The sequence below is a fragment of the Nocardia sp. NPDC004718 genome, assembly GCF_053601535.1.
The window spans coordinates 1-18633 of the sequence record NZ_JBSGCA010000084.1; the positions used below are offsets into that span (position 1 = coordinate 1).

The window sequence follows — 18633 nt, forward strand, 5'->3', positions numbered from 1 at the left end:
CCCGACCTGGCGCAGTTCGGCTTCGCCGATCGCGAACTTGACGATCGCAACCTTGCACTCGCGCAGGTAGCACACCGAATTCCGAGGCTCCCGTCGCCACGAACAGCGGCCCGGAAGGAGAAGTATGCGTTTCCAGGCCGCTGCCGGCCGCCGCCCCGCAAGGGGCAGGGAGGCCCGGTCCCAGGCAAGGATCCCCCGCAGCCCCCGAGCGGTGAACGGATCTCCCTCGAGCGGCAGATCGCGCGACTGCTGGAGGATCCCGACGCCACCGAACTGCTGCTGCGCACCCTCGCTCACCGCTGGCGCCACCACGGACCCGACACCGCAACGCGCCAGAAGCTCAGACCGACAATCCTCGACGTGTGGCAGGCATTCCACGCCGACACCGACCCGGACGCGGCACGGAATCCGCCGGCGAAACTACCCACCACCGCCGCCGCCGAACACACCGCGCCGCCGTCGAACGAGTGCTGTCCTCACCGAAGTCGATCCGCACCGTCTTGATGCGCGTGCGCGACATGCTCGACGCCGGACAGTTCCCACTCCGGGCGCCGCGCGAGTTTGCCTGATGCCTTGTCGACCCAGATCCGTTCGCACCCGGCGGCTTCGAGGGCGTCGATCTGGGAGTCGTCCTTCTGCCCGCGGGTGGATACTCGCGCGTATCCGAACCGTCCCATGCGACGAACTGTCCCATAAAGGGCTGACAGGTCCGGTTCTGTCTCCTAGATATCGCCCACGGGTTGTGTCCCGAATCGGATGGTGTGCGAGCTGCGAGTTCGCAAAGATGGCCCCGCGGAACGTCGTTGGGACTCAAACGATCGTTATCGACCCATCGTGCGGTGACGGCAGCGCGCTGGGTCTGACTCGTGTCAACTCGCAGCTATAGATGGCGGTGTCATCACACTGTCAGGTGGTGCCGATGACGAGGGTGCTGTGGGTCGCAGGAACTTCGTCACGGTATTTCGAATGGGAGCCCGCGTCGGAAGCCGACCCGGCAGCTTCTGCCAGACTGATCGGGTGTCGTTCAGCCTCGACGAGTTGGCCTACGCATCGGAGTTGGTGCGGCGCCGGGTGCGGCCGACACCGCAGTACCGGTGGCCGCTGCTGGAAGAGCGCGTGGGCGCGCAGGTATGGGTCAAGCATGAGAACCACACGCCGACAGGGGCGTTCAAGGTGCGCGGCGGCTTGGTCTACGTCGACAGGTTGCGCACTCGGCGGCCCCACGTCAGCGGGATCGTATCCGCTACGCGCGGCAACCACGGGCAGAGCCTCGCGTTCGCCGGCACAGCCGATGGGCTCGACGTGACGATCGTTGTCCCTCAGGGCAACAGTCCCGACAAGAACGCCGCGATGGTCGCGTTCGGCGCTGAGCTGGTCGAACACGGTCACGATTTCCAGACGGCACGCGAGCACTCGGTAGCACTTGCACACGATCGCGGCCTCGATGCCGTTCCTGCCTATCATCCCGATCTTGTTCTGGGAGTGGCCACCTACGCGCGCGAGTTGTTCGAGGCTTGCGGTGAACTCGACACCGTCTACGTGCCCGTCGGGATGGGCTCGGGTATCAGCGGACTGATCCGCGTGCGCGACCTACTCGGTCTGCGAACCGACATCGTCGGGGTCGTCACCCAGGGCGCTCCCGCCTATTCACGCTCGTTCGCCGCCGGACATGTTGTCACCACAGACACCGCCGACACCTTCGTCGACGGTGTCGCCGGCCGCGTGCCGGACCCCGACGCTGTCGAGACGATCAACGCGGGTGCCGCCCGCATCATCGAGGTCGGCGACGACGCAGCCGCGGAGGCGATGCGGATACTGTTCGCGACCTCTCACAACGCATCCGAGCCAGCTGGCGCAATCGCCCTCGCCGGCCTACTCGCCGAACGTGAACTCGTGCAGAGTCGACGCGTCGCGGTAATCCAGACCGGCGGAAACATCGACGCCGACATGTTCGCCGCCGTCCTCACTGGTCAAACACCCAATGCGCAACCCGTAAACGTTCGGTAGCCGATTCGGTTCCTGGACGACGACCCGTTCGTGACGCCCGGGACACAGCGCGTTGCCAAATGCCTTTCAGAACAGGGTGTCGCGGACGCGTAGCGGCCGGTACCCGGTGGGCCCGAGCTGCGCCAGCTCGGCATCGATGTCGACCTCGATCGCGCCGAAGAAATTGATGTTCTCGCTGTGCGCGGGACTGATGTGGGCCAGTACCTCGTCATCGATCCGGCGGCCGCTGCGGCGCATCTGATCGACGGCGAGCCCGTAATACTCTGTGGTCCAAGCGATCACGGCGTTGGTGGCCAGCGTCAGGCACCATGCTTGTTCGGTCTGGGCTTCCAGGTGCCGCGCCCGGAAGGCTCCTTCGTGGGCGTAGATGAGGTCGCGTTTGAGGGCGTGAATGGATTCGCCCTTGTTGAGCTGGCGCGAGATCTTGCGCCGGTAGTCCGGATCGGACAGATAGCGAGCGGCGTAGATCGAACGACGAAGCGCCCCATACTCTTTCAACGCCGCCGCCAAAGAGTTCTGGCGGCCCGACGCGGACAGCTTACCGACCAGCAGCGACGCGGTGGCGTGCCCGAACTTCAAGGACCCGGCCAACCGCAGCAAATCGTCATAGTGCTCGGCGATCAGGTCGAAATTGCAGCGCCGGGTGAACAATGCTCCCGCATGCGGGAACCGGGCTTCCATGTCTGTGCGCGGGCCCGGCCGGTAAAGGGTGATGCGGCCCAGATCCCGGATACGCGGGGACAGCTGCATCCCCAGCAGATCGAACAACGCGAAATTGACCAGCGTCACGCCGTGGGTATCCGTCGCATGCTCGGTGATCAGCAGATCCGGCGCGTTGCCCAGGATCTCGTCCAGCACGTAGTGGGCCTCGCGCCGCGTCGTCACGATCACCTTCGTGCCATAGGTGGTGTGCTGATCAGTGACGTGGGTATAGGTCGATAAGCCCTGGTCAGCGAAGAATTGCGGGACCATGCGGGTGGTGGTCGACTTGCCGCGAGTCGGGAAACGCTGCCCATCGCTCGAGGACAGAGTGCCGGTACCGAAAACCGCTGTCAGCGACAATTTTTGGTGGTAGTCGATGATCGCCAGGTTCGCCGCCCGCAGCGTCTCCTCGCGGACATACCATTCCGCCGTCCACGCCAGGATGTCGTAGGAGATCCCGGACGCCTCGGCCATCCCGGTCAACCCGAGATTCGTGGAGTAGGCCAGCAGCACGGCGATGAGATTGCGTTTCAACTCCGGGCTGCGGGCCTGCTTGCCGGTGGCGTGGACGAAACAGTCCAAAAAGCCCGTGCGTTTGTCCAACTCGATCAACAGCGACACGATCGGCGCGAACGGCAGCATCTCGGTCAGCTCCTTCTTCAGCGCCGTCGCCTCGGTCGGCACGTCCTCCGCGGTCAGCGCCGAGATCACCAGAGCGCCCTCGTCATCGACGCGGACCGGGCCGTCCCCGGCAGCAAGAACCTGCTCGAGCTGGCCGACCCCCTCGTACAGTTCCTCGGTGGCGCGGGCCAGCGCTTGGGCGGGATCGCCGGATTTGCCGACCAGACGGCAGAATTCGGCGCGCTGGGGCTCCCACTGCTCGGGTGTGAGCAGGTAGGCGGCCGGGTCGGCGTAGCGGCGCGAGCCCGGCACGAACACATCCCCGCTGCGCAGCCCGTCGCGCAGCCCGAGCAGCACGCACAGCTCCCAATAGTGCCGGTAGGCCACGGCGTTGCCGCTCTTGCGGGCCTGTTCGAGGTAGCCGCGCCACTTCGTCGGCACGAACCGGTCCGGAGCCTCGTCGAAGACCTTGCGGCGGCCGGTGGCGTTGAGCTCGCGCAGCATGTCCACCGCGAGCAAAAGCTCCGTCGCCGCGGTGCCACCAGCGAACCGCACCGCCGACAGCACCGCCGGAGTGAACTGCCGCAGATACGAATACGACGTCTCCAGGGCCGCCAAATGTCCGTGATCGCGCGGCAATCGAGGTTTGGCCTGCGCGATCGCCGCCCGCAACCGCTCCCACCCGATCCGCTCACCCCGGACCAGCCCACCGATATCCTCATCCGCGATCCCGGCATCGGTCACGATCGCGAGCAACTCGTCCAGCAGTGCTTGCCGGTCCTCACCGGTCTTGCCGCGTTCGGCCAGCTCCTGCTGCATCCGCCGCTCCGCCTGCCCGAACTTCGCCGAGATCGCCTGATCGAAAAGGGCCACCACCTCATCGAGCGCCTCGACGCCCGACTGCGCCAACACCGTCAGCAGAATCGGATACCGGCGCTGCGGATCGCGGCGCTCCAACGCCTGCGGGGTCAGGCGGCGGCCCATCGTGGCCAGGAACCGGCGCCGCTCAGCGGGCAGCACCGACATATCCAGGCGGTCCGCGCCCAGACCGCGCAAGAACCCCAGCTTCTCCACCTCTGCCTTCACCGCCGACGCGGACGCCTCCACCGGCCCGGTCGCCAGCCACCGCAATCGCGACATCCGGATCGAGGCATCGGTGACCAGCAACCCGTCCAGCTCGGCGCAGCGTCGCGGGGTCAGCTCGTGCGCGAGCCGGTCATAGGTCTCGCGCTGGGCCTGCTCGCGAGCATGCACGACACGGCGAACGACAGTGTCGGGGCTGGGCCGGATCACCCGCGCCGAAAGCAGATACTCACATCCCAACCGGAACAACAACGTCGGCGAATCGTGCTCCATCGCCCGCGCCAGCAAGAACTCGTCGAACTCCTTGAACTCCATCGCACCCGCTACCCGCCAACCCAGATACTGCGCCACCAACCGCAGATGATCGGTACGCGTCTGCGCCCGCTTGCCATACGAACCGATCAGCGACGCATCGACCTCCAGTCGCCGCGCCAACCGGGCCACCGCCACCGCGGGCGCGGCAGCCACCTTGTCCGGAACGAATCCCAGCCACGGCAGCGTGCACAACGCGATAGACAGACCCAGCCGCTCCGCCGGGCCACGCCCCCGCCCCGGCGTGAGGAACGCGATATCGGCCGGGCTCAGCGTGAAGAACCGGAACAACTCCTCGCGGCTGATATCCGGGAACTCCCGCAGACGCGCCAACTCCTCATCCGCGAACACCTGTATCGCCACGAACCCCTACCTCCGCCACACCGACCAACCCCATCGGCAGCCAAGCCAAGCACCAATCCCACTGCCCCACAGCCCAAATCGACAACCCGCCATCACTGCTGGTGAAGCCATTGTCGTTGTATTCCGCACGATTACTACCGGGACCCCAGGTACGCAGATCGAGGGTGGTCAACAAACCGGCAGCCCGCGAACGTAGGGGACGGGGCGGGACGCAAACACCGCAGCTCAGACCAGATCGGCCTCGCGACTGAAGTAGCGACCAAGGTAGCGACCAGACTCGCGATCAGGGGCGCGACCAGGGTCGCGACGGCTGCGCGAGGCTAGTCGCGACCCTAATCGCTACCCCTGGCTGTCCTTCGACGGCATTCGCCGCGCTCTGCCGGACCATCCGCGTGTTCGGTCGACGGCACGCTGACACGGCTGACGCGGCGACCGAACCCCCTCCCCACCACCCCGCTCCCGGGTCTGGTCTCGAAGGTGTTTTCGTCCCGGCCCGAACCGGTTTCTCGACCACCCTTGATCCAGGTACTCCGCAGATCGAGGGTGGTCGGGAAATCGGGGAGCTTGCGGACGAAGGTGCGGGCCAGGACGCAAACACCGCAGATCACGCAGCTGCGAGAGGGTGGATCAGCCCCTGGATTACCCCCTGGACCCAAACCCTGCGCTAATCCAGGCCCTAATCCAGGGGGTAATCCAGCGTTGTTCACCGTTCGAAACCGTGGTGCTCGGTGTTGGGGGGTCCTACAGGCTGGGCCCGTGGTCGTGACCGCGACCACGTCCGAGATCCGGTGGCTGGTACGGCATGCTGGCGCCGCGGCCGGGCTCGGGCGACTGGATCGTGCGGCGCGTGGTCCGGGGTTTGCTCTGGGTGCGGATCCGGATCTCGCGTTCGCGCTGGGCGGGGGTGAGTTGTTCGCGGCGAGCGTGTTCGGCTTCGACACCGTCGAGGTCGCGTTGCAGGCCCCGCAGGTGCGAGATGTCCTCGTCGAGGTCGCGCTGGTCCTTTTCCCGGGCTGCGCGCAGCCGCCATTGCTGCTGCTGCTCGTGGGCCTGGCGCAGGGTCGCGTCCCATTCGTGTACGGGCACACCGGTTTCCTTGGCCGCGGCTTTGGCGGCGGTCTCGGCGGCGGTGAGCTTCGGGGCGAGCTCTTCCAGCGCCGCGTCGGTTTCGGTGATCTGGGTGTGCAGCTTCTTTCGGGCCAGCATTCTGCGGCCCGGCGTCTCCTCCAGCTGCCACTGCAGATTCTGCTTCCGCGTGGCCAGGCGCTGGTGTTCAGCGAGGATCTCCTCGGCGGCGGCGCGGGCCTGCTGCGCGGGCACGATCTTCTCGGCCTGCTTGCTCAGTTCGGCATTGTCGGCGAGGACCTGCCGCGTGTGCGGGCCACCACCCGCTTGCCGATCGGCGATATCGGCGGCCAGCAACTCGACCTCGGTGCGGCGGTGCGCCAGCTCGGCGTCGAGCAGCTCATCGGTCCATCCGCGCGGCTTGAGATCACGGGAGGCGGATTGGGCGTTGACCACGCTCATCATCCGCAGCCGCGATTTCTCCTCGTCGGTCAGTTCGCTGTAATACTTGCGCCGCGGCTTGTCGGCGGCGGGCGGCATCGGCGGGGTGAGCGGTCCGCTCGCGGCGGCGAGGACCTTGTCTGCCCATTCCCGGTTCTGCTTCTGCTCGTGGTTGTGCTGCTCGCGCCGCTCCTGGCTCGTTGGGCGAAGCCGCGCAGCGGTTTCGCGGTCGATGACACGGTGCGCGGCGCGGCCGGCGGCGGCGGTGAGCACCTGGGCGGCGTCGCGGTCCCATTGGTCGCGGCGGGATTGGAGTTCGCTTTCCCAGCTCGCGCGCACCGGGTCCAGATGCTCGCGGGTCATCTGTTCCACCGCTGTGGCGCGGGCGAGTTCACCGCGGGCCCGATGCGCCCGCGCCACTTGCACCGCGATAGCGATAGCCAACAGCAGAAGCATCAGCATCAGCGCCAGCAGCAGCACGGCCACCTCGGCGACAGCCTCACCGTCGCGGGCGCCACGCGACATATGGGTGCGGGGACGCGACCCGGCGGGGTGAGCAAGAAGCAGCTGCGCCAGATCCCCGAACGCGCTCGGGCGGTGCTCGGGCGGGGGCCGCCACCGGTCGGTGCGGCGCGCCAGCTGCGCCGAGCGTGTCAGCTCATGCTGCGCCGCCGCGAACGCACCGGGCTTATCGCCTTCGAGGGTTTCCGACCAGGCCGCGAAGACGCCAGCGGCCTGCCCGGCCAGCCACGCCCACTGGGCGCGGTCGCCGTGCGGGACTTCCGCCAGCCTGCTGCGCCACTGTTCGGCCTCGGTCGCGGCCCGCTGCCACGCCCCGACCCCGCCTTCGCGGGTCCGGCCCGTCTGCCCGCTGGTGCGGTTCTTCCACGCCGCCAAGGCATCGGCGCGCGCCTCGGGAGAGTCGTCCCATTGCTGTTCGCGCAGCGCGGTCAGCGACAGATCTCCGGCGAGTTTCCCGCCGCCGACCCACGGCCCGATCTCGCTGCCGCCCCGTTGCAGGCGCACCGAATACCCGGTCACCTCCGTGGTGCCCCCCGGTGCGTAGCGCGCCCGGACCGAGATCCCCGCCTCCCGCAACCCGGTCACGAACTCGGTCTCGGACTCGGCCGCGACCGCGTGCGCGCGCACCATCCGCCGCAGCCGCTCCCGCTCGGTCTCCGGAGTACCCAGCCGCTTGGCGCGCTCGATCTCCGCGCGGCTGTTCTCCGACAGCCCGCCGCCCTCTTTCCGCGACGCCAACACCTTCAGCCCGAACTCGCGCTCCAGCTCCCCGCAGATCTCATCCGCGCGGCGCCAATCGCCCTTGGCCTTGCCGGGCCCGTAGTCGTAGGTGGAGACCTTGCTGCCGTCCTCACGCACCAGCGAAGCAGCGATGTGGATGTGGTCCTGGCCCTCCCCCTGCTCACCGGACAGCCCGTGGCGCACCGCCACCCACCGCGCCTGGGCGCGCTTGCCGTCCGGGGTGCCGGTGAACCCCATCCGCTCCATGAACTCCTCGGCGATCTGCTGCCACCGATCATCGGAGAGCTCCTCGCCCGGCATCAGGCTCAGCGCGCAATGCCACACCGGAGCATCCTGGTACTGCCCCTTCTCCCCCTTCCCGGCGGGCTCGATGACATCCAAGCCGAGCTCTCGCCCACCGACACCGACCGCGACCGGTTTGGCTTTCATCCGCACCTGCGTGCCATACAACCGGCGCGGGATCTCGATCTCGTCCGCGACAGCGAGAGCCACCTCCCGCGCCGCCGCGGTCACATCGTCACCGAGACCGTCGAAGTGCTCCAGCCACATCTCCCGCATCACCGTCGGCGAGCCCGCGATGATGTGCCGGTCCTTGTGCTCGTTGTGGTCACCCGGCCCCAACAGGTACACCACCAGACCACCGAGCTTCTGCCCCCGCCGGATCTTCGGAATCATCGCCGCGCCGCTTTCTGCGCCAACTCCTCCAAGCGCTCGGCGCGCTCGCGCAGATCCTCGGCCACGGCCGCCAGCTCCTCCGACACCGTGAACAGCTCCTCGTACAACTCCTCGGGCACCGCGCCGTCGATATTCGCCAAGTGCACAAGCCGATTGAGGTTGCCGCCGATCTTCGACACGTGATGCAGCCGCATCATGTCCAACGCGCTCGACGCCGACAGCAGCGACCGAACAACCTCCCGCCGCTGCGGCCACGGCAACCACGGCCCACCGTCCTTCGACGACGCCGCGGCGACCGGATCCACCGCCGACTGCACCAGATACCAAGGCACCGTGCAGTTCGCCTCCTCCGCGAACTGCGCCACCTTCGCGTACTCCTCCTCCGACAACACCACCTCGAGAGTCCGCTTCGGCCCGTCGATGTTCGGCCGGCGCCGCCGCCGACGAGACCGCGCGATGTTCTGCGAACGACGCGGACCACCCACCTCCGACTGCCCCGGCACGCCTACCTCCGCGCTCACCGCAACCACCTCCTCCTCGGTCCCACCGACGCCCAGCGCAGCGACCACCCGTCCCCGGGTGGACCCCTCACCCCGTGAGGGGAAACATCATTTACCCCGGGTAAATGTTACCTTGCTCTGCCTGAAGTTCGGTAGGAGTGTATCGGGAATTCGATCAGTGGTCGGGGTTGTTGACGTGACCTCACTGAGTAATTTTTGGGCGGGTTGAGATGTGTTGAGTGGCCGTAGATTTGGGTCATGGTGGGATCTCATTTCGGGCGTGCTGAATGGCTGGCGAATGATGCGCATGAGGCGCTGATGGAGGCGATCAGGGTGTCGACCGAGGCGGTACAGCACGGAATGCACACCGAACCGGGTAAAGCTGCCGAGCTTGCTCAGCGCTGGCACTGGGTCGCCGGCCTGCAACGCCAGGCCGAGATCCACGCTCGGCTGGCGACCGCTACCGACGACAGACTCGGCGAGGGCGACGAGTAGGCTCCGAACACGCGACAGCCCCGGCGGATACGACCCGCCGGGGCTGTCGCTTTTCAGTTGTCCGGGTGCTCAGTCCAGCGCGCGCGGCCCGGATATTGCGATCGCGGCGTCGATCGCCCGGCCGACCGTGGAGTGCGGCAGGTCCACGAGCGTGTCACCGATGCTGTTGGGCGACATGCCTTGGGACTTGGCGAGGTAGATCTTCGCCAGCACCTCGACCGGCTGCTTGGACTTGCGCCGATCGTGCACCGCGCGCGCGAGCCGGGTCGCTTCCGCAGGTGTCAGTTCGCGCGCGAACGGACCACTTCCGGCGCTGTCGCTCGCGCGTGATGTCGCGCGCGACGCCCGATCGGTCGCGCGCGCGAGCGCACCATCCACCGCCGTCTCGCGCGCGGCCGACGAACGGTTCGTGCGCGACGAGCGAGGGCTGGTTTCGCGCGTCGCGCGCGCGGGCTGCGGGCGCACCAGGGTCACAACCGGGCTCAGATCGCGCGCGAGCGACTCGGTGTCTTCGCGCGCGGCTGCCTCGTCGGCCTCGCGCGTTACGGGCACATCGTCGTCCTCGTGCGCGGCGATCGGTTCGCGATCGGCTCCCAGCTCAGCAGGGCTGTGCGCGACGCGCGACGCGCGATCCTCGTGTGCCTCCTCGCGCGCGACCACATCCGGATCCGGTGCGGTGTCCGCGCGCGCGATGTCGGTGTCGCTCGCGATCGGTGATGTGTCTTCGCTCGCGCGCGGCTCGACGAATTCCGCGCGCGGGATCTGCGACTCGTCGCGCGCGAGCGACGCGCGATCAACACTCTCGCGCGCGACATCGCTCGCCGCCTCGGTCGCGCGCGCGACGATCGGTTCGCGCGCGAGCGACGGCAGCTCCTCGGTGTCCTCCGCGCGCGCGACCGTATCGGCGAACTCGCGCTCGAAGTCCGCCAGCACCGCATCATCGGCGATCGGTTCCGCTGCCTGCTGCGGTGCTGGCGTGACGGTGGTGCGGGCGCGGTCCAGCAGTTCGGCCAGTCGTTCGGCGGTGTCGTCGGTGACCGACAGCTCCAGTGAGGCTTTCGCGATGGCAGCGCCCATGCGCTTGGCGACGGCGGTGTGGCCGAACAGGGCCACGCCCATCATGATCGGCGCGACCGAGTGCACCGCGACCCCGGCCCAGTCCACGGGCCGATGCAGGTACGGGTAGGTGTTGAGCAGGATCGACCCGGCCAGCAACCCGGCCTCGGTCCACTGGATCGTCTTCTCTCCCTCGTCGACCTTCCAGCGCGCCACCGCCGACCCGGAGACCATGAACACGACCAGCACTGTCGAGATCAGCGCCTCCAGCAGGTAGCTCATCCAGTACAGCGGCTCGGTCGGCCCGCCCGGGGCGAGGTTGTGCTGCACGTTGGCGGCGGAGAACAGCATCGACCCGGCCACGACACTCGCCAGCGCGCGCCCGGACCACCGCTTGACGCGGTACAGGTGGGCCAGCTGCGCGTGCGGGGACGCCTCGCGCCGCTGATCGGCCAGCGCCCGACGAGACTGCATCAGGTCGCGGGCCTCGGTGCGCACGAGCTCGGTCGTAGTCTTGCGTACCTCGGCCGCGGTCGCCTCAGCGGTCTCCAGCTCGGCGAGCTGCTCGATGCGTCCGTGCTCACGGACCCGCTCGGCCAGCGCGCGCTCGGCCGCCAGCTCCCGCTCCGAGAGTGCCTCCCGCAGCGCGGGATCGGACTGGTAGGCCAACCGGTCCCGGCCGGTCGCCACCCGTTCGGGCAGCTCCGCGGTCAACAGCGGATCATCGGCACCACGCGCGGCGGTGCCATCAGGGTTGGGTTTGCGACGGAACATCAGCGGTTCCCCTTCGGGGTGATCTGGGCTTCGAGTCGGGAGATGGTTTCTCGGGCCGCTGTGAGCGCCTGGTCCAGCGTGGCGGCGCGGGCCTCGCCGGCGGCTTGGACGCGGGCGAGTTCGGCGGCGTGGTCGGCGCGCATCTGGTCGCGATCGGCGCGGGCTTCGGTCCGGGCCTGGGCCAGTTCCTCCCGCGCGCCCGCGGCGTCGGCCCTCGCCTGCGCGACATCATCGCGTGATTGGGCGCGATGCGCCTCGAGTTCGGTGCGGGCGTCGTCGCGGGCCTGCACCGCGGCCGCCAGTTCCGCTTCGGCGCGATGCCGGGCGGCCACGGCGGTATCCCGGGCGTCGTTCGCGGCGGTGATCTGGGCCGCTGCCGCCTGTTCGGCGCGTTCGATCCGCTCGGCGGCGGACCGGTCGGCCAGCGCGATACGGTTGTCGGCTTCCCGCTCGATCCGTTCGACCAGCTCCAGCGCCTCGCGTTTCGCGGTGGCGACCTGCTCGGCCGCTGCGGCGCGTACCCGCTCCAGCTCCTCGCGCGCGGCGGTGGCGTCGGCGCGGGCCTGCTCGGCCTCGGCGTTCGCGGCGGCGACCTGCTCATCCCGGTCGGCGATGGCGTCTTCGGCGGCGCCCTCGGCAATCTCGCGGTCCTCGATCGCGCGGGCCAGTTCGCGGCGGGCTGCGGCGGCCTCGGTCTCGGCCTCCTCGGCGCGCGCGGTCGCGACCCGGATCTGTTCGTCGGCGGCGCGGCGGGTCGCGGTCACCTCGAACTCCGCGGAGTCGGGGTCCCCGGCCAGGGTGGCGACCTTCGCGACGCGCTCCACCAGGCCCGCGAGCTGGGACTGGTGCGCCGTCGCCAGGACCTGGAACTGCTCGAGCAGCTCGGTCAGCGTCGCCCGCGCCGAGGTCACCGGCCGCGCCGGGGACTCCACCGGGGCAGCCGGTGCGTCCGGGCCGCGGCGCTCCAACTCCTTCCGGCGGGCGTACGCCGTGGTCCGGTCGTGCTGGCGCGCGATCCCGTCCTCGCCGACCACCAGGGCACCGCAGTACTCCGATGGCCGGCCCATGCCCCGCCCGCGCCGCTCACCCACTCCCACAGGGGCCCCGTGCGGCACGAACTCCCCCGTCTGCGGGTCGATGCTCATCGGGAACTGACATCCCCGCCGTTTTCCCTGGTCGCCGCCGTCCGCCGCGCCGCGATCGGCGGATTCGGGCGCTTCTGCGTGCTCATCGCTCATACCATCAATTCTACCATAAAACGTCAGTATTCAACGTTGTAATATTACGTTAGAAATAACGTTAGAAAATGACGTAACGGATATTTATGCGGGGCCTCGCGTACGCGCGCACGCGCGAGACGTGGGGCCGAGCGGCTGCCGGGCTGCGTGTCCGCTCGCGGCGTCGCCGGGCGGTGTGCCATCGTGGCCGGGAACTGTGGCCCGCCGGGGTTGGCCCCGGCTCGGGAAAGGGAGCGCGCCGAGATGGCTGATGCGGTTGTGGTCGCGATGGCGAACCAGAAGGGCGGCGTGGGCAAGTCCACGTGCACGATCTGCACGGCCCGCGCCGCGAGCAGGTACCACGGTGCCCGGGTGCTGGTGGTCGACATGGATCCCCAGGGCAACGTGACCGGAACCCTGGCCCGGGATCCGCTGGCCGCCGATGAGATCACCCTCGCCGACGCGATCACCCCCGACAGCGGGATCGCGCTGCGGGAAGTGATCGTGCCGACGATCTGGGAGGGTGTGGACCTCGCGCCGGGAGGGGCGCGGCTGTCCATCGCCGACAGCAGGCTCACCTTCGCCGAGTACGGGCGCGAAGCCGCGCTGCGCAACGCACTGGCGCCGGTACGCGGCGACTACGACCTGGTCATCGTCGACAACCCGCCGTCGCTGCTGGGGCAGATGCTGAAGAACTCGCTCACCGCCGCCGACGCCGTGGTGCTGGTGACCGAGGCCGACGAATGGTCCGGCAACGGCCTGGCGCTGCTCGGCAAGACCATCGCCCGGGTGCGCGAGAACTACAACCCGCAGCTGCGGATCATCGGCACGATCATGAACAAGTGGCGCGAGACCACCTCCGGCCGCGAAGCCGCCGACGAGATCATCGAGGGCATGGCGCGGCACTTCCCCGGAGTCCCGGTCTGGATCGAGAACAGGATTCCGCTGTGGGTCGGCATCACCGACGCCACGAAGAAGGGCATCGCCTTCGACCAGTCCAAGGACACCCGTCTGCGGATCTTGTCCGAAGACGTGTTCTCCCCGATCGCCGCGCGCATGCTCGAGGCCGCCGCATGACCAGCAGCGAGCCGCCGCGCCGCCGCAAGTCCCTGCTGTCGGAGGACGACATGTGGGAGGTTTCCGCGAAACCGCCGGCGGTCACCGAACAACCCACCCCACCGCCGCCGACCCCGCCTGCCACCAGGGAATCCGTCTCGCGCGCGGGCGCGCGTCCGCGCGAGACGCGAGGCCATGCCCGTGACCTGGCCGAGGCCCGCGGCCGCAAGTCGGCTCGCGATGCGGCCCACGCCTGGGCAGCAGCCACCCGCAAAGCCGCCGACCGCCGCGACGAGCTCATCGCCGAACGCGACGCCGCGCTCGGGCGGGGCACCGCGGCGGGACTGCTGGCCGGTTACATCCGCGAGGCGTGCGAGCGCCACGGCATCGACTGGCATCTGCTGCCACCGGAGATCCAAGCCGACATCACCCGCTACACCGAGTGACACCCTGCGGTGTGGTTCTCGCGCGTACGCGCGCCCGCGCGTGCGCGAGGCATTCCCCAGTGAAAGAAGCAGGATCAGTCCTGCTCACGGGCCAAACGCGCGATTTCCCGGCGAGCGGACTCGGCGGCCTGGCGGGCAGCGGCAGCCTTGCCGATCGCACGGTGCCCGGCCGCGGCAGCGGCCGCCAGCGCCGCAGCGCGGGCCGGGGAATCCGGCGCCGCAGGGATTTTCGCCATCGCCTCGGCGCGGCGTGCGTCTCGCTCGGCGCGCTGGCGGGCCTGCCGCTCGGCCTCGAGGCTGGCTTCCCGCGCCCGGTCCAGCAGCATCGGCGGCTCGTCGACCGGCGTGCCGGACAGCAGGAACGCCAAGTAGGCGTACGGGTCGCGGGGCCGGTCGAAGATCCGCCGCCCGGACAGGTACACCTCGTCGAGGGCGGCGTGCACGTCGTCGGCCTGCCACCCGGCCACCGCGCGGCGCGTCAGCACGGCCGCCAGCCCCTGGACCCCTAGTTGGCGTACCCAGAGCGGATTTCGGGCGTCAGAACGCACTCTGGCCCCCAATAGGAGTGCTCTGGAGTCGTACGAGCGGACCTTCTTGCGCCGCCCCTTCTTGTCCTGGCCGCGCGCAGCGCGTCCTTTCATCCCGTTCTGTGGTGGAGAAACCGATTTTGGGCGTGAGAGGACAAGCGGACCGGAGCTTCGCCCCGGTGGGGTGCCAAAACCCTGGTGGAGCAGTGTTTCCACGGTCTCGTTATCCACAGGCAGAGTGGATGATTCGTGCAGCGCGGACACTGCGGCCCAGCCGCGGGCCCGGTCTCCGCGCCGCCAGGAGTCCAGCCGCTCGAGGCGGGTGCGTTGGCGGCCACGGAACACCACGGTGCGGGTGCCCAGGGTGTTCACCAGGCGTCGGCAGCGGTGCATCGTGGATTCGCTGCGCAGGGTCGCGGCCTGCAACTGGTTGATCGTCACGCGGGAGTTGCGGCCGGTCGCGTAGTCGGCGCCACCGGACTCGGCGATGAGGTAATGCTCGAACGTGCGCCGGCCGACCGAGTCCACCTTCTCCTCGGCGCGCAGCTGCGCGTAGTGCTCGTCGTAGAGCGCGAGGTTGTGCGCGATCCACCGCTCACGCGACCACCAGCACGCCGGGACAGCGGTGTAGACGTCCTCAGCCAGCTCGAGGCGCAACGGAGGCAACGGAAACAGCACAGCCAGCGGCGTCGGTCCGCGACGGCGGCGGGGGGAGGAGGTGCAACCTCGTCCAGACACACGAGAGGGCAGCTCGGTCGAGACATCCACAGAATCGTGACCGGCTACACCGGTCGAGATTCTTTGTTGCGGACGTGCGGCCTTGCTACCCTGAGAACCGCTTCGCAAAAGCGTGGTCCTATCAGGGCCTTTGAAGAGCCCCCCAGCGGCTAACTGGGGGGCCTTCGTCTATTTGGGGTGCGGTTGCCTAAGCCGCAGTCATCGGCAGTGTTCCTTGGGTGAGGTCGAGGACGAGATCCTCACGCCCAAGTGCACGCGACACGAGGTCAGCGACGATCTGGCTGACTGATGTGCCTCGCTCACCTGCAATGCGGTCAACTTCGTCGCGCACTTCGGACGGAAGACGCGTCGTGATAGTGACGACGCGATCACCCTTTGAGGGGCGTCCTCTAACTGTCATGTCGTCAAGGTCTACTGGATTTTTCAGAAAATACGCGGGAGGCGCGCCGCTCACATGTTCATGTCGCAGGCGCGGTTTCGATGACATCCCGGACGTGGCTGGCTTCGATGAGTTGGCCGGCGCCCACGAGGCGGGAGATGTGCAGTAGGGCCGAGTCGTGGATCTCTTGGGCGGGATGGCGAGTCGCGTTTGACGCCACTGCGTCTCGCACGACCCATGGCACAAACCCGCGCTCGAAAGCATCCAGTGCCGTTTTCAAAACACATGCGTCCGTGGCGATTCCGCAGATAATGAGGTCGGTGACGGCCAGCTCGCCGAGCAGGGCCAGGCCCTCGTCGGTCAGTGCGGTATAGGTGGTCTTGTCCAGGGTGTGCGCATTGGCGTGAGCCGTGAGCGGCACCAGCTCGTCGACGAGATCGGTGTCGGGCGGTCCGTAGAGGGCGCGCCAGCCAATCAGGGTTTCGTACGGGCTGCCCGCGTAGTTCCAGTACCGGGTGAAGACGGTGGGGCGGCCGGTAGCTGCCCACTGGGTGGCCAGGTCGAGGACAACCGGGATTGCGGGCGCGCTGTGCTGGTTGACGAAACCCTTTTGTGCGTCGACGACCAACAGGGCCGCCTTCTCCAGTCGAATGGTCATCGACCTGCCTCCTTGAGTGCTTCCATGGCCAGGTTCAGTTGTCCCGGTAGGCCACTGGTGTTCACGATCGCGTCGCGCATCTGCTGGTGTTGCCCGGTCTCTTGTGGCCGGGGCGTGAGCAGTACGGATCGGGCTGCGCGCAGGAATCCGTACCCGTAGCGGTCGCGGACCTCTGGATCTGCGCCGTTTTCGACCTGCTCGTTGATGTGAGCTGTCAGAGCCCACACGGCTTGGAGGCCGATCTCGAAGGCGACGAGATCGCCTTCGGGTAGTGCTCGCAGCGGGTCGTGCGGGTGGTAGACGACGCCGGACCAGCTTGCCCATGCGCTTGAGACACCCGGGGTGCCGAACGATTTCATGTCCGGGCGCTGGTAACCAGCGGTCAAGAGTTCTTGTTCGACCCGCTCGCCGTTGACCTGGGCGGCGGCCGGGTCGGTGAGGTCGCGATCGACGAGGATGCGCGGTGCGCAGATCAGGCGCAGTCCGGTTTCGAGGGTGGGACCGATCCAGGGGGCCGAGTACACCCAGTAGAGGCTCAGCACGTAGGCCGCTTGAACGGGCTCGCCAGTCAGATTGCTGAGCTGTGTACTCGCCCATTCCAGGTTTTCCACATACGACTGGTACCGCCAGATCGCCAAGGTGGTCACGTCGGGGATGTCGAGGTCTTCGACGAGGTGGATGATCGCGGTTCCCCAGGGCCAGACGATGAGGGTGCACTCGTCGCCGGCGTCTTCCAGGCCCGCGGTCCAACACGGCGTTTTGCCGAGGTAGCCGGTCGTCTCTTCCATGCCGAGTTCGGTGCGCAGCCTCTCCGCGCCAGCAGGGCCGATGTATGCCACGATGAGCTTGTGTGAGCGGACACCGATCCGGCTGCTGGCCGTGGGAGCGAGCGCGCCCACGGCGAGGAGGACATCACCGGGCGGTGTGGTGGTGGTTTCCCAGGAGGTGACGTGGCCGGGCTTGATATCCCGGCCGACAAGTCGACTCAGGGCTTCGGCGAAGGTCTTCGGGGACATCCCTGCTGTCGAACGCGCCATGGCGACGCGGTTTTTCGCGATGGCGGAGTAGTTGGGGTGGTAGCTCGATCGCCTCGTGTGCAGGCCGGTCACGGTACCGGGGCTGTCTGGGAGGCGACTGACATTCACCCCGCCTCCTGGGTCGACGTGTCAGAAGACGCGGATGGGTGATGGAGGCTGAGGTTGGAGTAGACCTCTTCCATCTGAGTTTCGAGTCGAGCGAGACGCTCCCGGATCTCTTCGAGTTCGCCCTCGACCGCTTCGGGTTCAGGCTGCGAGCGCACGAAGCTGCCGAGGCCGTGGAAGGTTTCGACGAGTCCTTCGTCTCGCAGTTCGGTCAGCGCGCGTTCAACGGTGTTGACCGACACCTCCCACTGCTCCGCAAGGCTGGTCTTCGCCGGCAGTTGGTCGCCCGGGGAGTAGTCGCCTGAGCTGATCCGCTGCCGGAGATCGTCGGCTAATAGCTGCCAACGAGGTCGTCCGGGTCGTTTGGTCATAACGCCAGATTAAGTGATCAGGTCTCACCAAGTCTCATACCGCTCATACCTATTGACTACCAATGAGTTCCTTGCTGTACTGACTCATTGGTATCAGTAGGTATGAGTAGTTAGGACATGTCGTGACACAAGCACACATTCGGAGGGATGCCGAAGCGGCAGGGACTCTGATCCGGCTGGCGGAAGGCGCAGGCCTGGTGCGCATGCATCCGCGGACGCTTCGCCGCTGGATCGCACAGGGAAGGTTGACCGGCTGGCGTATGCCGTCCGGCCACATTCACGTCGACCGCGACGAAGTACTGAGCCTGGCGAAGCCGATGCACACCGCCGACCTCCAGCACGAGGTGTCGGCGTGATGACCGCCCTCGATGTCCGGCCCGCTGGGCCTGCTCTGGATCTGACCTCTGATCAGCTCGTGGCGGTTCTGACCGCTGAGGTGGCGCGGTTGCGCGGCGAGCTGCACGAGATGCAGCGGCTGGTCGATGACCTGCTCGACCGCGAGTCGATGGTTGCGGGCGCCGCGTGCATGGAGCAGCTGACCACCGCCGCCGCGATCGCGCGGCTGGGCGCGCCTCGCGCTCCGCATCTTGTCGTGGATATCGCGCAGACCGCCGCCGGATCGGTGGTGGCGGCGTGATGGAGCGGCTTGGCTGTGGCAGCCTGATCTGGCCCCGGTGTGACGGTCTGAGTTGGCCCCACTTGCGACGCGCCGGGCATGGTTGTGACGGTTTGATCTGGCCCC

At 68.0% G+C, this 18633-nt stretch carries 17 protein-coding genes; 6 read left to right on the forward strand and 11 right to left on the reverse strand.

Features of this window, described 5'->3' with window-relative positions; all coding sequences use genetic code 11:
• Both ACWEH3_RS33910 and ACWEH3_RS33915 read right to left on the reverse strand, forming a co-directional pair.
• The coding region (locus ACWEH3_RS33910) for a hypothetical protein (protein WP_450025607.1) at positions 1 to 297 on the reverse strand (297 nt) is incomplete at its 3' end.
• A gap of 179 nt (positions 298 to 476) precedes the next feature.
• Positions 477 to 677 (reverse strand): recombinase family protein, encoded by a 201-nt coding sequence (locus ACWEH3_RS33915; RefSeq protein ID WP_450025605.1) that lies wholly within the window; start codon positions 675 to 677, stop codon positions 477 to 479.
• Positions 678 to 1017: 340 nt separating this feature from the next.
• Between ACWEH3_RS33915 and ACWEH3_RS33920 the strand changes: the two genes are divergently transcribed.
• Positions 1018 to 2007: a threonine dehydratase gene (locus ACWEH3_RS33920; RefSeq protein ID WP_450025603.1), complete on the forward strand. Its 990-nt coding sequence runs from the start codon at positions 1018 to 1020 to the stop codon at positions 2005 to 2007.
• Positions 2008 to 2073: 66 nt separating this feature from the next.
• Here ACWEH3_RS33920 and ACWEH3_RS33925 read toward each other — a convergent pair whose 3' ends face one another.
• From ACWEH3_RS33925 to ACWEH3_RS33935, 3 genes are all read right to left on the reverse strand, one after another.
• Positions 2074 to 5088 (reverse strand): Tn3 family transposase, encoded by a 3015-nt coding sequence (locus ACWEH3_RS33925; protein WP_450025601.1) that lies wholly within the window; start codon positions 5086 to 5088, stop codon positions 2074 to 2076.
• 741 nt (positions 5089 to 5829) lie between these two features.
• Positions 5830 to 8532, reverse strand: a complete 2703-nt coding sequence (locus ACWEH3_RS33930) for a relaxase/mobilization nuclease domain-containing protein (RefSeq protein WP_450025599.1) — start codon at positions 8530 to 8532, stop codon at positions 5830 to 5832.
• On the reverse strand, positions 8529 to 9053 hold the full coding sequence (locus tag ACWEH3_RS33935; protein WP_450025597.1) for a hypothetical protein: 525 nt from the start codon (positions 9051 to 9053) through the stop codon (positions 8529 to 8531). Before ACWEH3_RS33935 ends, ACWEH3_RS33930 begins: the two co-directional genes overlap by 4 nt.
• Positions 9054 to 9290: 237 nt before the next feature.
• On the opposite strand from ACWEH3_RS33935, the gene ACWEH3_RS33940 reads away from it, so the two are divergent.
• Positions 9291 to 9527 (forward strand): hypothetical protein, encoded by a 237-nt coding sequence (locus ACWEH3_RS33940; protein WP_450025595.1) that lies wholly within the window; start codon positions 9291 to 9293, stop codon positions 9525 to 9527.
• A gap of 69 nt (positions 9528 to 9596) precedes the next feature.
• Here ACWEH3_RS33940 and ACWEH3_RS33945 read toward each other — a convergent pair whose 3' ends face one another.
• Complete coding sequence (locus tag ACWEH3_RS33945) at positions 9597 to 11081, reverse strand: hypothetical protein (protein ID WP_452358473.1); 1485 nt, start codon at positions 11079 to 11081, stop codon at positions 9597 to 9599.
• Positions 11082 to 11356: 275 nt separating this feature from the next.
• The gene (locus tag ACWEH3_RS33950) at positions 11357 to 12595 is read right to left on the reverse strand and encodes a hypothetical protein (RefSeq protein WP_450025591.1); all 1239 of its coding nucleotides are present in this window, start codon (positions 12593 to 12595) and stop codon (positions 11357 to 11359) included.
• A 243-nt stretch (positions 12596 to 12838) separates the two neighbouring features.
• Between ACWEH3_RS33950 and ACWEH3_RS33955 the strand changes: the two genes are divergently transcribed.
• Positions 12839 to 13651 (forward strand): ParA family protein, encoded by an 813-nt coding sequence (locus ACWEH3_RS33955; RefSeq protein WP_450025589.1) that lies wholly within the window; start codon positions 12839 to 12841, stop codon positions 13649 to 13651.
• A complete protein-coding gene (locus ACWEH3_RS33960) occupies positions 13648 to 14076 on the forward strand; it encodes a hypothetical protein (RefSeq protein WP_450025587.1) in 429 nt (142 codons plus the stop codon). The genes ACWEH3_RS33955 and ACWEH3_RS33960 overlap by 4 nt, the downstream gene beginning before the upstream one ends.
• Before the next feature lie 74 nt (positions 14077 to 14150).
• On the opposite strand, the gene ACWEH3_RS33965 is transcribed toward ACWEH3_RS33960, so the two are convergent.
• The 4 genes from ACWEH3_RS33965 to ACWEH3_RS33980 form a co-directional block, all read right to left on the reverse strand.
• Positions 14151 to 15281 carry a hypothetical protein gene (locus ACWEH3_RS33965; protein WP_450025585.1) on the reverse strand — a complete coding sequence of 377 codons (1131 nt, stop codon included), beginning with the start codon at positions 15279 to 15281 and terminating at the stop codon, positions 14151 to 14153.
• A 518-nt stretch (positions 15282 to 15799) separates the two neighbouring features.
• On the reverse strand, positions 15800 to 16378 hold the full coding sequence (locus tag ACWEH3_RS33970; protein WP_450025583.1) for a cysteine hydrolase family protein: 579 nt from the start codon (positions 16376 to 16378) through the stop codon (positions 15800 to 15802).
• Positions 16375 to 17394, reverse strand: a complete 1020-nt coding sequence (locus tag ACWEH3_RS33975; protein WP_452358474.1) for a hypothetical protein — start codon at positions 17392 to 17394, stop codon at positions 16375 to 16377. The genes ACWEH3_RS33970 and ACWEH3_RS33975 overlap by 4 nt, the downstream gene beginning before the upstream one ends.
• 125 nt (positions 17395 to 17519) lie before the next feature.
• Complete coding sequence (locus ACWEH3_RS33980) at positions 17520 to 17891, reverse strand: GntR family transcriptional regulator (protein WP_450025579.1); 372 nt, start codon at positions 17889 to 17891, stop codon at positions 17520 to 17522.
• Between the two features lie 122 nt (positions 17892 to 18013).
• Here ACWEH3_RS33980 and ACWEH3_RS33985 point away from each other — a divergent pair, with 122 nt between their 5' ends.
• Complete coding sequence (locus ACWEH3_RS33985; protein ID WP_159850523.1) at positions 18014 to 18247, forward strand: MerR family transcriptional regulator; 234 nt, start codon at positions 18014 to 18016, stop codon at positions 18245 to 18247.
• Positions 18247 to 18528 carry a hypothetical protein gene (locus tag ACWEH3_RS33990; protein WP_450025576.1) on the forward strand — a complete coding sequence of 94 codons (282 nt, stop codon included), beginning with the start codon at positions 18247 to 18249 and terminating at the stop codon, positions 18526 to 18528. The genes ACWEH3_RS33985 and ACWEH3_RS33990 overlap by 1 nt, the downstream gene beginning before the upstream one ends.
• Positions 18529 to 18633 lie beyond the last annotated feature (105 nt).

Coding starts and splice junctions, on each gene's coding strand:
- ACWEH3_RS33915 (WP_450025605.1), bottom strand. CDS start 677: ATGGGACGGTTCGGATACGCGCGAGTATCCACCCGCGGGCAGAAGGAC.
- ACWEH3_RS33930 (WP_450025599.1), bottom strand. CDS start 8,532: ATGATTCCGAAGATCCGGCGGGGGCAGAAGCTCGGTGGTCTGGTGGTG.
- ACWEH3_RS33940 (WP_450025595.1), top strand. CDS start 9,291: ATGGTGGGATCTCATTTCGGGCGTGCTGAATGGCTGGCGAATGATGCG.
- ACWEH3_RS33950 (WP_450025591.1), bottom strand. CDS start 12,595: ATGAGCGATGAGCACGCAGAAGCGCCCGAATCCGCCGATCGCGGCGCG.
- ACWEH3_RS33955 (WP_450025589.1), top strand. CDS start 12,839: ATGGCTGATGCGGTTGTGGTCGCGATGGCGAACCAGAAGGGCGGCGTG.
- ACWEH3_RS33960 (WP_450025587.1), top strand. CDS start 13,648: ATGACCAGCAGCGAGCCGCCGCGCCGCCGCAAGTCCCTGCTGTCGGAG.
- ACWEH3_RS33970 (WP_450025583.1), bottom strand. CDS start 16,378: ATGACCATTCGACTGGAGAAGGCGGCCCTGTTGGTCGTCGACGCACAA.
- ACWEH3_RS33975 (WP_452358474.1), bottom strand. CDS start 17,394: ATGTCCCCGAAGACCTTCGCCGAAGCCCTGAGTCGACTTGTCGGCCGG.
- ACWEH3_RS33980 (WP_450025579.1), bottom strand. CDS start 17,891: ATGACCAAACGACCCGGACGACCTCGTTGGCAGCTATTAGCCGACGAT.
- ACWEH3_RS33990 (WP_450025576.1), top strand. CDS start 18,247: ATGACCGCCCTCGATGTCCGGCCCGCTGGGCCTGCTCTGGATCTGACC.